Origin of the sequence: Halovivax cerinus, assembly GCF_024498195.1 — an archaeon.
In the GTDB taxonomy this organism is placed as follows: Archaea; Halobacteriota; Halobacteria; order Halobacteriales; family Natrialbaceae; genus Halovivax; species Halovivax cerinus.
Genome location: NZ_CP101824.1, coordinates 3485733 through 3501261 on the forward strand (window position 1 = coordinate 3485733; position 15529 = coordinate 3501261).

General features: G+C 63.8%; 18 protein-coding genes and 1 tRNA gene. 12 read left to right on the top strand and 7 right to left on the bottom strand.

The annotated features are described in order from the left end of the window. The first annotated feature begins 37 nt into the window (after positions 1-37). From NO366_RS16495 to NO366_RS16515, 5 genes are all read left to right on the top strand, one after another. Positions 38-994: an ABC transporter permease gene (locus NO366_RS16495; protein ID WP_256531878.1), complete on the top strand. Its 957-nt coding sequence runs from the start codon at positions 38-40 to the stop codon at positions 992-994. Further along, positions 987-2042 carry an ABC transporter permease gene (locus NO366_RS16500; RefSeq protein WP_256531879.1) on the top strand — a complete coding sequence of 352 codons (1056 nt, stop codon included), beginning with the start codon at positions 987-989 and terminating at the stop codon, positions 2040-2042. The genes NO366_RS16495 and NO366_RS16500 overlap by 8 nt, the downstream gene beginning before the upstream one ends. Continuing rightward, positions 2042-3121: an ABC transporter ATP-binding protein gene (locus tag NO366_RS16505; RefSeq protein ID WP_256531880.1), complete on the top strand. Its 1080-nt coding sequence runs from the start codon at positions 2042-2044 to the stop codon at positions 3119-3121. The genes NO366_RS16500 and NO366_RS16505 overlap by 1 nt, the downstream gene beginning before the upstream one ends. Then, positions 3118-4452, top strand: coding sequence for an ABC transporter ATP-binding protein (locus NO366_RS16510; protein ID WP_256531881.1), 1335 nt, complete (start codon positions 3118-3120; stop codon positions 4450-4452). The genes NO366_RS16505 and NO366_RS16510 overlap by 4 nt, the downstream gene beginning before the upstream one ends. A 72-nt stretch (positions 4453-4524) precedes the next feature. After that, positions 4525-5067, top strand: a complete 543-nt coding sequence (locus tag NO366_RS16515) for a DUF7974 family protein (RefSeq protein WP_256531882.1) — start codon at positions 4525-4527, stop codon at positions 5065-5067. Positions 5068-5091: 24 nt separating this feature from the next. Here the strand turns inward: NO366_RS16515 and NO366_RS16520 are convergent, their stop codons facing one another. From NO366_RS16520 to NO366_RS16530, 3 genes are all read right to left on the bottom strand, one after another. Then, positions 5092-5979, bottom strand: coding sequence for a DUF8054 domain-containing protein (locus NO366_RS16520; protein WP_256531883.1), 888 nt, complete (start codon positions 5977-5979; stop codon positions 5092-5094). A gap of 308 nt (positions 5980-6287) precedes the next feature. After that, positions 6288-6362, bottom strand: a tRNA-Met gene (locus NO366_RS16525). Positions 6363-6532: 170 nt separating this feature from the next. Next, a complete protein-coding gene (locus NO366_RS16530; RefSeq protein WP_256531884.1) occupies positions 6533-6787 on the bottom strand; it encodes an HAH_0734 family protein in 255 nt (84 codons plus the stop codon). Positions 6788-6949: 162 nt separating this feature from the next. On the opposite strand from NO366_RS16530, the gene NO366_RS16535 reads away from it, so the two are divergent. From NO366_RS16535 to NO366_RS16555, 5 genes are read left to right on the top strand one after another with little or no spacing between them, the layout of a single operon-like run. Further along, positions 6950-7234, top strand: a complete 285-nt coding sequence (locus NO366_RS16535) for a 50S ribosomal protein L44e (protein ID WP_256531885.1) — start codon at positions 6950-6952, stop codon at positions 7232-7234. A gap of 5 nt (positions 7235-7239) precedes the next feature. Beyond that, positions 7240-7413, top strand: coding sequence for a 30S ribosomal protein S27e (locus NO366_RS16540; protein ID WP_256531886.1), 174 nt, complete (start codon positions 7240-7242; stop codon positions 7411-7413). Next, on the top strand, positions 7410-8210 hold the full coding sequence (locus tag NO366_RS16545; RefSeq protein WP_256531887.1) for a translation initiation factor IF-2 subunit alpha: 801 nt from the start codon (positions 7410-7412) through the stop codon (positions 8208-8210). The genes NO366_RS16540 and NO366_RS16545 overlap by 4 nt, the downstream gene beginning before the upstream one ends. Positions 8211-8220: 10 nt before the next feature. After that, positions 8221-8397, top strand: a complete 177-nt coding sequence (locus NO366_RS16550; RefSeq protein WP_256531888.1) for an RNA-protein complex protein Nop10 — start codon at positions 8221-8223, stop codon at positions 8395-8397. A gap of 4 nt (positions 8398-8401) precedes the next feature. Next, entirely contained in the window at positions 8402-9169 is a 768-nt protein-coding gene (locus NO366_RS16555) for a proteasome assembly chaperone family protein (RefSeq protein ID WP_256531889.1), read from the top strand. Between the two features lie 20 nt (positions 9170-9189). On the opposite strand, the gene NO366_RS16560 is transcribed toward NO366_RS16555, so the two are convergent. The 3 genes from NO366_RS16560 to NO366_RS16570 all read right to left on the bottom strand — a co-directional run bounded on the left by NO366_RS16560 (position 9190) and on the right by NO366_RS16570 (position 12555). Continuing rightward, positions 9190-9987, bottom strand: a complete 798-nt coding sequence (locus NO366_RS16560) for a DUF7839 domain-containing protein (protein WP_256531890.1) — start codon at positions 9985-9987, stop codon at positions 9190-9192. Between the two features lie 127 nt (positions 9988-10114). Next, complete coding sequence (locus NO366_RS16565; protein WP_343217333.1) at positions 10115-10594, bottom strand: MaoC family dehydratase; 480 nt, start codon at positions 10592-10594, stop codon at positions 10115-10117. A gap of 50 nt (positions 10595-10644) precedes the next feature. After that, entirely contained in the window at positions 10645-12555 is a 1911-nt protein-coding gene (locus tag NO366_RS16570; protein WP_256531892.1) for a CocE/NonD family hydrolase, read from the bottom strand. A gap of 247 nt (positions 12556-12802) precedes the next feature. On the opposite strand from NO366_RS16570, the gene NO366_RS16575 reads away from it, so the two are divergent. Continuing rightward, entirely contained in the window at positions 12803-13654 is an 852-nt protein-coding gene (locus NO366_RS16575) for an HpcH/HpaI aldolase/citrate lyase family protein (RefSeq protein ID WP_256531893.1), read from the top strand. A gap of 174 nt (positions 13655-13828) precedes the next feature. After that, positions 13829-15079, top strand: a complete 1251-nt coding sequence (locus NO366_RS16580; protein WP_256531894.1) for a Glu/Leu/Phe/Val family dehydrogenase — start codon at positions 13829-13831, stop codon at positions 15077-15079. A gap of 232 nt (positions 15080-15311) precedes the next feature. Here NO366_RS16580 and NO366_RS16585 read toward each other — a convergent pair whose 3' ends face one another. Further along, positions 15312-15527, bottom strand: coding sequence for a hypothetical protein (locus tag NO366_RS16585; protein WP_256531895.1), 216 nt, complete (start codon positions 15525-15527; stop codon positions 15312-15314). Between the last annotated feature and the right edge of the window lie 2 nt (positions 15528-15529).

A 15529-nucleotide genomic window follows, 5' to 3' on the forward strand; every position in this document is an offset into this window, starting at 1 on the left:
TTTAGGTACGTGGGCAGCAACCACGGTTTAGAATAGCATGAGCCTCAGACGGTTTATCGTAAAGAGACTACTGGCGATCATTCCAATCCTCTTCGGGGTGTCGATAATCACGTTCGGCCTGGTCCACCTGACCCCGGGCGACCCGGTCCAACAGATTCTCGCCCTCAACCCGGACGCCGGTCCGGCAGAGAAGGCACAGTTACGGCGAGAGTTCGGATTCGACGTTCCGATCTGGGAACAGTACCTGAACTGGATGACCGGGGTGCTCACCGGTGACTTCGGCGACGTGTACCGCTCCGGGCGTGACGTCGGAGACGTCATCTACGCACGGCTGCCCGAAACGCTCCTGCTCGGACTCTTCGGCTGGGTGTTCGGCCTCGTCATCGCGATCCCGACCGGGATCTACGCGGCCGTCAACAAGGACCAGTTCGGCGACACGGTAAGTCGATTCGTCGCCCTGTCGGGCATCTCCATTCCGAACTTCTGGCTGGGGCTGATGCTCATCCTCATCGGGTCGCTCACGCTCGGCCTGTGGCCGGTCACGGCACCCAAGCGAGACCCGCTCCTCTCTACGGGGATGCTGTGGTACCTGGTGCTCCCGGGCCTGACGATCGGAACCGCGTCCGCGTCGTCCATCATGCGGGTGATGCGGACGTCCATGGCCGAGGAGATGAACAAGGAGTACGTGACCGCCGCGAGGGCGAAGGGACTCCCCGAGCGAACGGTCGTCCTCAAACACGTGCTACGGAACTCGCTCATCTCCGTCGTCACGCTGGCAGCGTCGCTGACCGCTGCCATCGTGGCAGGCTCCGTCGTCGTCGAACAGGTGTTCGCCTGGCCGGGACTCGGGAACGAGTTCATCCAGGCCATCCGGAACGCCGAATACAACCTCATCATGGCGATCACCCTCTTTACGGGGGTGTTCATCATCCTCGCGAATCTGGTAGCGGACATACTGTACGCGGCTCTCGACCCGAGGATCCGATATGACTGATAAGAACGTATTAGCCGGACGTGGCCGCATCGAAATTTCCGGGTTCGACCCGAAACGAGTGGAACAGCGAGAGAGCCTCTCTGGCTGGACGGAGGAGGCTGGCCGAGCCACGCAAAGTCGCTGGGCCCGGGCGTGGCAGCGGTTCAAACGAAACCGGAGTGCCCTGCTCGGCCTGGCCGTCGTGGGATTCCTGACCTTCCTCGCCATCTTCGCCCGACCGATCGAGGTCTTCGGGCTCACCGTTCAGCCGATCGCACTCGCACCACACCCGCCAGGCGAACTGCTCTACTTCGCACACCCGGGGGAGGGATTCACCGGCGACTACCAGCCGCCGAGTATGAAGGCACCGATGGGGCTCGACGGCGACGGACGCGATATCTTCTCGCGTCTGCTCTACGGCGGCCGGTACAGCCTCTCGATCGGATTTATCGTCGTCGCCCTGACAGCCGGTGTCGGGCTGATCTACGGCGCCGTCTCGGGCTACTACGGCGGCTGGGTCGACGAGATCATGATGCGCATCGTCGACATTATCTACGCCTTCCCGGGGCTCGTGCTGGCGCTCATCATCGTCTCCATGCTCGGCCGGGGTTACACGCAACTCATCATCGCGTTCTCTCTGTTCGGCTGGGCGGGATACGGACGACTGGTGCGCGGCGAGGTGCTGAAGGTCAAAGAACACGAGTACGTGATGGCGGCAAAGGCACTCGGTGCGCGCGACAGGGGCGTCGTCTTAAGACACATCGCGCCCAACACGATGGCACCACTGCTGGTGGTCGCTTCCCTCCGGATCGGGACCGTCGTGATCGGCGTCGCGGCGCTCGGGTTCCTCGGACTCGGCATGCCCCCGGGAAGTGCGGAGTGGGGGACGATGCTCAACGGCGCCCGTAGTTCACTGATCCAGCTCGATACCTCACCCAAGTGGTGGGCGACCGTCTTCCCGGGAACGGCCATCTTCCTGTTCGTCATGTCGATGAACATGATCGGTGACGGGATCAACGACGCGCTCGACGCCCAGCAGACCGGCGTCGGCAAGGGAGGTGAGGAATAATGGCGCTGCTCGAAGTCGAGGACCTGACCGTCAACTTCTACACGCAGGACGGTACCGTCAACGCCGTCGACAACCTGTCCTACACCATCGAACGCGGGGAGAAGTTCGGCGTAGTGGGCGAGAGCGGGGCGGGAAAGAGCGTCACCGCTCTCTCGCTCATGCGCCTCATCGAACGTCCGGGTCACATCGAGAGCGGCGAGATCCGCTTCAAGGGCCAGGACATCCTGTCGATGTCCGAAGACGAGGTGCGCTCTATCCGGGGCAACGAGATTGCGATGATCTTTCAGGACGCCCAGACGGCTCTGAACCCGGTCTACACCGTCGGCGAACAGATCGCCGAAGCCATGCGACACCACCTCGGCTACGGCAAGTCAGAGGCCAAAGAGGAGACGATCGACCTCCTCGCGAAAGTCGGAATCCCGGAGGCCAGAAAGCGCTACAGTGACTACCCACACGAGTTCTCCGGCGGCATGCAACAGCGCGCGATCATCGCCATGGCGCTCTCGTGTGGCCCCGACCTGCTCATCTGTGACGAACCGACCACCGCGCTCGACGTGACGATCGAAGCGAAGATCTTAGAAGAGATCGAGTCACTCGCCGAAGAGTTCGACACGGCGATCCAGCTCATCACGCACGACCTCGGCGTCATCGCAGAGGTCTGTGACCGGGTCATGGTCATGTACGGCGGGAAACCAGTCGAGAAGGCACCCGTCGAGGACCTGTTCTACGACCCCAAACACCCCTACACGGTCGGCCTGATGAGTTCCATCCCGCGGATCGGCGAATCCGCGGACCGCCTCCAGACGATCCCGGGCACCATGCCAGACCTGGTCGAACTGCCACCGGGCTGTAGCTTCCACCCGCGCTGTCCCTTCGCGGAGGAAGCCTGCACGTTACGCGAACCCGACTTACTCGACACAGCGTCGGGCAAACCCGCGTCAGACGTAGAGACGGACCACGCAGCCGCCTGCCTGGCGTACTCCGGTGACCTGACCGGCGAACTCGACTACACGGTGCGTGTCGACGAAGATCCGAAATCGAACGCGCCTACCAGTCAAATCACGGGTGACAACCAATGAGTGACACCACCGGCGAGCCCATCCTCGAAGCCCGCGGGCTCAAGAAGTACTACGACACGGCGAGCGGCTTCATGGACAGTATGCTCGGTCGATCGAGCAAGGTCAAAGCTGTCGACGACGTCGACATAGAACTCTACGAGGGAGAAACGCTCGGCGTCGTCGGCGAGAGCGGCTGTGGAAAGACGACACTCGGCCGAACGATGCTGCGGCTCATCGAACCGACCGACGGCTCGGTGTACTACAAGGGCCAGGATTTGACCGAGCTGTCCTCGAGCGACCTCCGCGACGTGCGGACTGACATCCAGTACATCTTCCAGGACCCGTTCTCGAGCCTGAACCCACGGATGACGGTCGGCGACATCATCGGCGAACCGCTCGACATCCACGGCATCGCCGAGGGGCAAGAGCGCGACGAGCGGATCTACGAGCTCCTCGAAACCGTCGGCCTGAACGCGAGTCACAGTCACCGGTATCCACACGAGTTCTCCGGGGGACAGCGCCAACGTATCGGCATCGCCCGGGCGCTCGCTGTCGATCCGGAGGTGATCATCTGCGACGAGCCGGTAAGCGCGCTCGACGTCAGCGTCCAGGCGCAGATCTTGAACCTTCTCGAAGACCTACAGGAGGAGTTCGGCCTCTCGTACATCTTCATCGCCCACGACCTGAGCGTCGTCGAACACATCTCGGACCGCATCGCTGTGATGTACCTCGGCGAGATTGCCGAGACAGGCACGACCGACGAGGTGTTCGAACCGCCCTACCACCCGTACGCGGAAGCCCTGCTGTCTGCGATCCCGGAACCGGATCCGCTGTGGGACGGCGAACAGATATACCTCTCCGGGACGGTTCCCTCGCCGATCGATCCGCCGTCGGGCTGTCGGTTCCACACCCGCTGTCCACGGGTGATCCAGCCCGAGGAGTACGACATGCCACAGGAGGAGTGGCGACACCTGATGGACTTCAAACAGCGATTGCACGCGAGCGACGACCTCGAATCCGTCACGGAGACCGTGGATGCGGACGACCAGGTCGACCTCAATACGGTCGCCCGGGACACGCTCGACGAACTGATCAGACGGGAGTTCGATCTGCCGATGCAACTGTCGGATCTACAAGCAGAACAGATCTTCTCACAAGCCATCGACCGACTGGCCGAAGAGAACTTCGACGATGCACGGGCACTGGTCGCGAACGGCTATCAATCGCCGTGCGAACAACGGAATCCCGAACTGCTGTCCACCGGCACCACGCACAAGATCTCCTGTCACCTGTACGACGACGATATCACCCCCGCCACCTCGACGACCGGGGACGCGGTCGCAGACGACTGATCGATCCACCATACCGGGCCTGCACGGCCCATCACAACGGTTTTGTCCGCTGGCTCTCTCCTCACTAACGAGATGCGTCGCATCTACGAATCGAACGCGCTCCAGCGCGAGACGGGCCCGTTCACTCCCAACGAGCGCTCCGACGGCAACAAAGGACCGAGCGTGCCCGACGGAGACGACACCGGTCTCCTCGGAACGCTCGTCCCTGACGCGATCAGCGAGCGCGCCATTGCGATCGACGTATCGACGCCCAAGGCGGTCTACGACGAGAACGAACCCATCCCGTTCCACGTCACGGTGTACAACCGGCTGCCGTTCGGCGTCTCAATCGAAACGCCGACGCCTCTCCTGTGGACGTGGGAGTTACCCGACCGGCCAAACGGGGCCGCTGACGAAACGGCCGATCCGCCGGCTGACGCGAGCCGGCACGTGTTCTCGGGCGACGAACGGAAGCGATTCGACAAACGCTGGCTCCAGCGCTTCCAGGTGTCGAAATCGGAGTGGGAGCGCGCAGCGCCGGGAACCTACACGATCCGAGTACGAGTGAACCTTCCCGGATCGGAACGCGACCAGCACACGAGCGAGACGGTCGTAGAAATCACACCGCAATCGTGACCGTCGACGGGCGTCGAACCGTCGCTACGGAATAAATCCCTTCTTCGCCGTTCCGGCGTCGACGTCGTCGGGATCGAGTTCGACGAAGTGTGCGTCACACGACCCACAGCGATAGGTGACGACCTGAAACTCACGGCAACACGACGTGACCGTCTCTTCGTCGAACGACACCTCGCCACCGCACGTGGGACAGGTCTCCCAGAGCGATCGAATCGATCTGAGTAGCCTGACGCGCTGTTCGACGGGAACGTCCGACCAGTCGTCACGACGGTCGCGAAGGACGTCGTGTGCCGCGACGTCGACGACGAACGCCGGCTCCGAGGGCCACCGACGAATCCGTCGGCGAGTCTCGATCGCGGGGTAGTCTCGATCAGGGACCGACACCTCGTCTGGCGTCACGTCGAACATCTCCGCGACGAACTCTACGTCGACGACACCGTCGAACGACGCCGCACGTTCTTCAGCCTGCGCCCTGAAGTCGGACGAAAGCGTCCGTCCGTCGCCACTGACCTCGACGACACCGGCGTCTTTCAGGTACGTCTCGCCGTCGACGCTGTGTTCTTCCCGGTACTGGATCTTTCTGATCGCCTCGTCCAGCGGATTCCCGCCCCCGCCGTCCGTCACCATCGGCGGTTCGTGCTCGAAGCGTGCGAGGACGGTGTCCGGTAGATACCGCTTGGTCAGCGTGGGCGTTCCCGGGACGAGGTATCCACGGACGTAGATGACCACGAGCGAGAGACCGAACGCGACCGCGCCGAGCGCCGGGTGTACCAGCGCCAGCGCGAGGCCCAAAACCGCGCCGATCGCTACGTTAACGCCCGTACACGGCGGACAGCGGTTCGTACCGGTGTATTCGGGGTTCTTGAGCGACGATAGACCGGATCGAATCGTCGACGTCACAGACTCGTCCATCGGATCACGGTACGCACGCGGCAGTAAAATATGACGTGGTTTCGCACCCGTCACTCCGACACAACCGGGTATCGACCTGGGTGTGATCGAACCTCCGCACGAGCGTCGACTCGACGTCGTCGAATCCCACTGTATCCCTCGGACGACACCGAATCGTCGACGCTCGCGAATTACTCGCGACAAATCATAACGGGAGGGAGATTTGAACAACCCCCCGAGAACCTGCTCGCTTCACTTACAGAACCTCGGTCTCGTTCGAACTACTCGTGCTATACCAGCCACTCGCGAGTTTGCTCGTGGCAGAAGTATAGCGGGAGGTAGATTTGAACTACCGATCTGCGGGTTATGAGCCCGCCGGAATCTCCTGGCTATCCCATCCCGCTGTCTCATCGTACCCGAGAACGGTAGTTAAGGGTTGTGATTCCCGTGCCGTGTGTGGGTTTGTACCGTGAGCGTGTCGAGTTCGCGATGAGCCGAGACGGAGCGACGTGATCGAGACGCTACCGCGGTGGACCCGAGGCCAGTGCCCGGTGAGTACGCCAAACGAGAGAAACTACGCGGCGGAGGCGACGACCGCCACGTCCGATTCGTCGTAGTGTTCGACGTCGAGAAAGTGTGGGATGTAGGAGCGGCGGTCGTAGGCGTCCCGTTCGTCCTCAGAGCCGACGGTGCACCACAGCTGGACGCGGTCCGGACCGTGCCACTCACCCATTCGGTTGATCCCGAAACAGACGAACTCCTCACCGTCGACGGTGATCACGGCGTCCTTCCTGATCCCGGGATCGCCGTGGATGATGAGTTGCTTCATGCGCAAATTCTCGTAGCGCCGTACCGTAAGCGCTTCGGAGTGCGGGCTGTGCGGCGATACCAGGAAGGTGCGGGGAAATCGCAGGAGCCACGTCCAATCGGTGCGTGGCGAACCAAACGGGTTTTAAGCGGCGGTGTCCAACTCGGGGTAAGTGAGATAGTCATGCAGATGCCACGCCGATTCAACACCTATTGCCCGCACTGCAACGAACACCACGAGCACGAAGTCGAGAAGGTCCGGACCGGCCGCTCGACGGGGATGAAGAAGGTCGCCGACCGACAGCGTCGCCGACAGACCTCGTCGATCGGTAACTCCGGGAAGTTCTCGAAAGTGCCGTCCGGGAACAAACCGACGAAGAAGACCGACCTCAAGTACCGCTGCAGCGAGTGCGGCAAGGCCCACCTCCGCGAGGGATGGCGAGCCGGCCGACTCGAATTCCAGGAGTGATATCGATGGCAGGAACCTTCTACCGCGTTCAGTGTGCCGACTGTGAGAACGAACAGGTCGTCTTCGGGAAGGCCTCGACGACCGTCTCCTGTGCCGTCTGCGGAACGACCCTCGCGCGACCGACCGGTGGCAACGCCTCGATCGAACACGAGATCGTAGAAACCGTCGAGTCACGATGAAGTACAGCGGCTGGCCTGATCCCGGAGAACTCGTCGTCGGCAAGATCGACGAGATCGAAGACTTCGGTGTCTTCGTCGACCTCGAGGAGTACGAGGACAAACGCGGTCTCGCACACATCTCCGAGGTCGCGAGCGGCTGGATCAAGAACGTGAGAGATCACGTTCGCGAGGGCCAGATCACTGTCTGTAAAGTACTCGATGTCGACGAATCCGCCCAGCAGATCGACCTCTCGATCAAGGACGTCAACGACCACCAGCGATCCGAGAAGATCCAGGAGTGGAAGAACGAACAGAAGGCCGACAACTGGATGGAGCTCGCGTTCGGCGACGAGGTCGAAACCGAGACCTACACGACCATCGCGAACGAACTCCTGGCCGTCCACGGAACCCTCTACGACGCGTTCGAAGAGTCGGCTATCCACGGCGCAGACGCGCTCTCCGACACCGATCTCGGCGACGACGAGGTCGACGCCATCGTCGACGCCGCCCGCGAGAACGTCTCGGTCCCCTACGTGAACGTAACCGGGTACGTGGACTTAGAAAACCCGACCGCGTCCGGAGTCGACGGCGTCAGAACGGCACTCGAAGCGGGTGCAGGCAACGGCGACGTTCCCGACGAAGTCGACCTGGACGTCACCTACGTCGGCGCTCCGGAGTACCGCATCCAGGTCACGGCGCCGAACTACAAGACAGCCGAGTCACAGCTCGAAGCGAGCGCCGAACGGGCGATCACCGCGATCGAATCCGAAGGCGGCACCGGCTCGTTCCACCGCGAACGCCACACCGACGACGAGTGAGCACCGGCCCGTGAAATCTGATATCCGCGTCTGTCGGACGCACGAACACGACAGACCAGTGTACACCCTCTCCGACACCTGTCCGTTCTGCGGCGAGCGTACCGAAAACAGCGCTCCGGCGCCGTTCTCGCCGGACGATCGCGTCGGCGAGTACCGACGCGCACTTAAGCGACGCCGTCGCTCGTAGAGGTATGGACGAACTCGATATCGAGGTCGTCGCGGAACCGAGCCTCGACGACCCGGTGTTGATCGAAGGATTGCCGGGCGTCGGCCACGTCGGTGCCCTGGCCGCCGATCACCTCCTCGAAGAGTTCGACGACGAATCGACGCTCGTCCGCCGTCTCTACTCGACCGCCTTTCCACCCCAGGTGTCGGTCGACGACGGCGTCGCGTCGCTCACCTGTACGGAGGTTCACGCGGTGACGGACACTGGCGGCCGGGACCTGCTCGTCTACACAGGAGATCACCAGGCCCAGCACGGCGAAGGTCACTACACGCTCGCCGAGGCGTACCTCGACGTCGCGGAATCCTTCGACGTCAGCGAGTGTTACGCGCTCGGCGGCGTTCCCACCGGCGAACTGATCGAGACGTACGACGTCGTCGGCGCCGTCACTGGTGAGGAGATGATCGACGACCTCGAATCGGCCGGCGTCGAGTTCCGAGAGGACGAACCGGCAGGCGGCATCGTCGGGGTCTCCGGACTATTGCTGGGTCTCGGCGCCCGACGCGACCTCACGGCCGCCTGTCTGATGGGTGAGACGAGCGGCTACCTCGTCGACCCGAAGAGCGCGAGGGCCGTCCTCTCCGTACTCGAGTCACGTCTCGGGTTCGAAATCGGGTACGACTCGCTCGACGAGCGCGCCGAGGAGATGGAAGCGGTCATGGGCAAGATCCGGGAGATGGAATCCCAGGCGACGATGGACGTGCCGAGCGAGGACGATTTGCGCTACATCGGGTGACCGTCGCACCCGGCGAGGGACTACCGATTCTCGGTTCCCTGAGCGTCTGAGACTTCGTAGGAGACGTCGCTGTCGCGAAGTTCGTCCGTGATGCGACCGACGGCGTCCGGCGTGGCCGCGACGAGGACGTCGAGGCCCCGCTCGGCCGCCGCCGACGCGACGGCACCGGCGGCGACGGTGACAGCGGGATCGACGTCGATCGACTCGAGCGCGACGACGGACTCGACACCGCTGGCTGCGACGAGATCGACCCGCTCGACGGCCGAGGAAAGCGAATCCGAATCGACCGCAGTCGATCCACCGGCCCGAACCGGTGGAATCTGCAACACTTCGACGGTTCCCGGATCGAGTTCGATGACGCCCTCGAACCCTGTGACGCCCACGTCGCTCCCGGCCGCCCCGTCGGTCGTCGCGATGGCGGTCGCCCCGCCAGATTCTCCAGGTGACGCGTGCAAGTGACCGTCGCGGATCGAAAGCGACACCGTCTCGCCCTCGACGATAGCGTCTGTCGCGATGGCAGCGTCCTCGTCGACGGCCCCGAGGACGTCCTCGGTGACGTGGTCGGCGAATCGCCGCACAGCTTCCGACGCCCGGAAGAGCCAGTCGACGCCCTCGTTGGTCACGCGATAGCGCGACCGCGCTTCCTTCTCGACGAACCCTTCGTCCACGAGTTCTCGAATGTACTCGCTTACGGCCTGGCTCGTCACGCCGACCTCGTCGGCGATTTCGCTCTGACTGACGGCCGGCTGGCGTTCGGCGATCTCGACGAGGATGCGCAGACGCGTCGCGACGCGTTTGTTGTCGAGGACATCGACCATGCGTCTCACTCCGGGGTGAGACGCAAAAAGCTAGGTGATCCTGTCGACGGACGGTGTCGGTCCGATGGTCCCGTCCGAACCCGACGCGGGCACGATACGAAGTATGGGCGAAACGGACGGAGAGCCGTCACTCAGCCGGTCGTTTGCGAGAGAGGACCGTCCGATCGAACTCGCAGACGATCTCGTCGTCCTGGTTGTACACCGTGACGTGCATGGTGACGACGCCGCGCTCGCCGTCGGAGGTCTCTCGCTTCTCGGTGACCGTCGACGTGACACGGATCGTATCGCCGTGAAACACCGGTTTCGGGTGTTCGACGTCGTCGTACGAGAGGTTCGCGACGATCGTTCCGTCGGTCGTTTCGGGGATCGTGATGCCGACTGCGAGCGACATCGTGTAGAGACCGTTGACCAGCCGTTCGCCGAAGTCGGTCTCGGCGGCGAACTCGTCGTCCAGGTGCAGCGGCTGCTGGTTCATCGTCATGTCGCAGAAGCGCTGATTGTCGCTCTCGGAGATCGTCCGGCGTCGTTCGTGCTCGATCGTCTCCCCGACGTCGAACTCCTCGAAGTAGCGTCCAGTCATGCGAGACTGTTCGTTCAACCGGACAATAAGCGAATCGAAGACGATCGAACGGTCCCCCTGAGGGCGAACAGTCCCCCTCAGGAACTATTCGCGTCCCTGAACGCATCGAGCCCGCCGACGACCGGGACGTCGAAACTGCTCCAGCCGGGCAGGAGCGTCACTTCCGGATAGTGCGAGGGTCGTTTGGTGAAGTCGTAGTCGCTCGATCTGAGGACGATCCCGAGACGGTGGCCCGACTCGAAGACGTAATCGTCCGCCTGCATCGGGAACCGAGCGCGGTAGCGGCCTGGGTCGGAATCGAGACGATAGGACTCGTAGAGCGACTCGAAGTTGTTCGCATTCATCCAGCCGCGACAGACGATCGAACCGTTGTCGTACTGGTCGTAGTCGACGAGGATTGCGGTGATGAGCGCGGCCGGTTCGTCACAGGAGAGCGCCAGGTTTGGCTCGATCGTTCCGGAGACGTGCAGATCCGTCTGGAGCTGGTTGGTTCGATAGACCAGCGAGTACGGCGAATCGAGGTCGTCGACGAGCGACGATGTCGGCGTGGATGGATCGTCTTCGAACGACTCCGTGCTCGGATCGCCGATCCGCGGCAGGGTCGTCAACCGGCCAGCACCGTCACCGGCGGGATCGGGCGAGACGGAGACGACATCTACGTCCTGGTGCGGCCAGGCGTCGTACTCGTCGAACGACCCGTCTGGGCGTTCGACCGTCGCGATCGGGACATCGTCGAGGGCGTCGCCCGGTTCCTGCAGCCAGTGGGTGAGCCAGATGTTCAGCGTATCGATCCAGGGGTTCGGGTGTTCTTCAATCGGATCTGCGTGCGCGGCCTGCATCAGCCACATCCGATGGTCCGTGTCGGCCTGTCCCTCGGTCAGGGCATCGTACCAGCGTCCGGCGTTTCTGGTCTTGACGTTGGTATCGTGGAGGCCGTGGACCACCAGCACCGACGCCTCGACCTGGTCGACGTCGAGAACGTAATCGCGCTCGTCCCAGAAGTCGTTCTTGTTGCCGGTGAGTCGGTCCTGTCGGTCGATGAGGTCCTGGCGAGCGGAGTCACAGACGTACGAGCCGGATCGTGTGATGACCGAGTCGAAGAGCGAATCGGTGTCCATCGCAGCGCCGGCGCCGGGGCCGGTCGCGATCACGGCGCCGTTCGCGCGGTAGTACGTGTACCAGCTCGAGATCGCGGCGATCGGAACGATCGTTTCGAGACCGTCCACACCGGTCGAGGCGACCCCGTTCGGGAGCGTGCCGTTGTAGGACACGCCGAGCATGCCGGTCGCCCCGTTCGTCCAGTCGGCCTCGACGGTCGAGCCACCGGATCGCGAGGTGTAGGCCGTCGCGCGACCGTTGAACCAGTCGACGACCGACTTCATGGCATCGATCTCCGCCGGGCCGCCGATGGTTGGACAACCGGTCGACTGTTCAGTGCCGATGGAGGCCGCGTACGCCCAGGCGAATCCTCGCGGCAGGAACTCATCCTCGTAGTCGCTCGGTCCGATCGGCGTACCCTCGGAGCCGGTGAACTCGAGGAGGTCGTCCTCGGACGTGATGAGTGCATCTTCAGAGCCACCCCGAGCGCTCCGTCGACCGTTCGTCTCCTCCGGCACGTAGAGTTCGTCGTCCATCGAGTGCGAGGACCCCTGGTTGAGTCCCCCGTAGTATGGGCTCGGCTGTACGACGACGGGAAGCGGATTCGACGGGCCGGCGTCGTCGGGGTAGGCCACCTCGACGTGGACTCGGTCCGGCGACCCGGAGCCGTCGGTGTCGACCTCCGTCTCGACCCAGACGTCTTCGCGGACGACCGTCGAGTCGGCGAACGCGGGCTGAGATCGACCGTTCCTGATCACGGGTCGTGTCGGTCGACCGTCGCGCCTGGCACCGGCCGTCGACACCATCGCCGCGCCGGAGAGACCGGTCGCAGAGGCCCGGAGAATCCGTCGGCGGGTCGCGTTCTGCCGTCGGTCGGGAGTCTCGTTCATGCACAGTCACCGTTCGTCGTTCGCCCGGCGTCCACCGGACCGTCAGTACGTTCAGTACGCATCAACAAACGATTATAGACGGTGCTATTTAATTTATTTCGTCGTGTTTGGTACATATTATTCCCGTAAGCCGCATAGATCTCGGATGGGGCTGCGACATGGATTCGACGCACGACCGATCGGGACCGGCGGCTGGCTCGCATCGAAAATCCGTACGTTCAACTCACAACCCGCACAAGGCAGTGACATGACTCGACGCTCGATCATGTTCACACCGGGCGATCGCCCGGAGATGATGCGCACGGCGCCCGACTCCGGCGCCGACGTGGTGGTATTCGACCTCGAAGACGCCGTCGCGCCGGCCCGAACGGACGAGGCGCGCGAGGCCGTTCGGGACCTGCTGACGGACGATTCGTTCGATCCCGACTGCGAGGTCTGCGTACGCATCAATGCGGCGGCCGCCGACTGGGAGGCCGATCTGGCAGCGCTCACTGCGGAATCGACGTCGATACGACTGGACTCGATCATGTACCCGAAAGCAGCGTCCCCGGCCGACGTCCGGTCTCTCGCGAGCGCCGTCGACGAATCGTGGCCGATACTCGCTCTCGTCGAGAGCGCTCGGGGGATCCTTCGAGCGGAAGAACTCGCCGCCGTCGACGCCGTCGACGCACTGGTCTTCGGCTCCGAGGACCTCGCCGTCGATCTCGGCGCGACGACGACACCGTCGCTCTCGGAGGTCGCCTACGCCCGGCAGCGCATCGTCGTTGCGAGCGCCGCCCACGACGTGGCGGCCATCGATACGCTCGTGACGGACTTCACCGACGACGAGCAGCTCGAACGCGCCGCGGAAACAGCCGTCCAGTACGGGTTCGACGGAAAGCTGGCGATTCACCCGTCGCAGGTCCCGATCATAAACGACGCGTTCACTCCCGACGAGGACGAACGCGAGTGGGCGCGGGCCGTCCTCGACGCGACGGACGAGGCCGACGCTGCCGATCGAGGGGTCTACGAGGTCGACGGAGAGATGATCGACGCGCCGCTTATCGCGAAGGCCGAGCGCATCGTCGAGCGAGCGGAGGCGGCAGACGTCCGGGACTAAGCAGCTCCCTGTCGGGCGACCGCGCGATCCGTTCCGGCGAACGAACGATCGTCGTACGATTCGACCGGTCATCCGGTGGCTCACCCTCGTACGGACCGCTGGGGCGAGCGCACGGGCTGGGCAATTCTTACGCCGGTACCGCGATTGAAGCCCGCGCGGGTGCTAGCTGGTCTCATGAGCCAGACCAACCCGTTCGAGACGCTCCGGTCGCAACTCCAATCTGCGGCCGACCACATTGACGTCGAGCCGGACGTCCTGGACCGGCTCGGCCACCCGGAACGCGTGCTCGAGGCGAACCTCACGGTCGAACGCGACGACGGAACCCTCGCCCGATTCCCCGCGTATCGCGTCCAGTTCAACGGCGACCGCGGCCCGTACAAGGGTGGGATCAGGTACCACCCCGACGTGACCCGGGACGAGGTGATCGCCTTGTCCGGGTGGATGACGTACAAGTGCGCACTCGTCGACATCCCCTTCGGTGGCGGAAAGGGCGGTATCGTGATCGATCCGAAGGAGTACTCGGACGACGAGCTCGAACGCGTGACGCGCGCGTTCGCAACCGAACTCCGCCCGCTCATCGGCGAAGACCGCGATGTCCCCGCACCGGACGTCAACACCGGCCCACGCGAGATGAACTGGCTCAAAGATACCTACGAAACGCTCGAGGGAACGACCGCACCAGGGGTCGTCACGGGAAAGTCGATCGAGAGCGGCGGGAGCGCCGGTCGCGTCGAAGCCACGGGTCGGTCGACCGTCCTCGCCGCACGTGAAGCGTTCGCTCACCGCGGACGAACGCTCGATGGAGCCACCGTCGCCGTGCAGGGCTACGGCAACGCGGGCTGGATCGCAGCCCGACTACTCGACGAACGTGGTGCGACCGTCGTGGCCGTGAGCGACTCCGAGGGCGCCGTCGTCGATCGTGAGGGACTCGACACGGTGACCGTCAAGGGCCACAAAGACGAGACCGGGAGCGTGGTCGGACTCCCGGGTGCGACGGCACGAACGAACGAGGAGTTGCTGACGATGGACGTCGACCTCCTGATCCCGGCCGGCCTCGAGAACGCCATCGACGCCGACCTCGCCACGGACGTGCGAGCGGACGTCGTCGCCGAGGCCGCGAACGGCCCGACCACGCCGGCCGCCGACGAGATTCTCGTGGACAACGACGTCTTCGTCGTCCCGGACATCCTCGCGAACGCGGGCGGCGTCGTCGTCTCGTACTTCGAGTGGGTCCAGAACCGCCAGCGCCACTCCTGGAGTGAAACGCGTGTGAACGACGAACTCGAGGGGCGCATCGTCGACGCCTTCGACCGACTCACGGCGACGATGGCCGAGTACGACCTCTCCAACCCGCGCACGGCGGCGTACGTGACCGCACTGACCCGGGTCGCCGACGCCGCCGAACAGGGCGGCACCTGGCCCTGAGATCCGAACGTCGTCGATGACGTGCTCGGTCTTCGTCGTCGTGAGTCGGTCTTCGCCGATGACGTGGTCGGACAGTCGCGAGAGACAGAGAAGCGAGCGAACGCCTGTATTCGCAGCGAAAATTGTTACAGCCACCACAGGCGGTCAGACGGGCGCCGGTCGCGGTGATACCAGTACCGTCGTGTGAGAGACCCATCTCCGAGGTCGGAGACCGGCTGTGAGAAACCGCTCCTTAGCCCGAAAGCCTGGAAAAGACGAGGAACAGGCCGACGATCAGGAACACGGCACCCATGGCGCGGGTCACGAGAACACGGTCATCGTCGGTGATCTGTGCGGCATCGTCGTCGATCATGCCCTCCTCGCGACGGAGTTCGATCATCCGTGGGGCAAAGACGACCCCGCTCGCTCCGAGCGCGGCGAGGCCGACGCCGAGCGCGAGCAGCCACACGA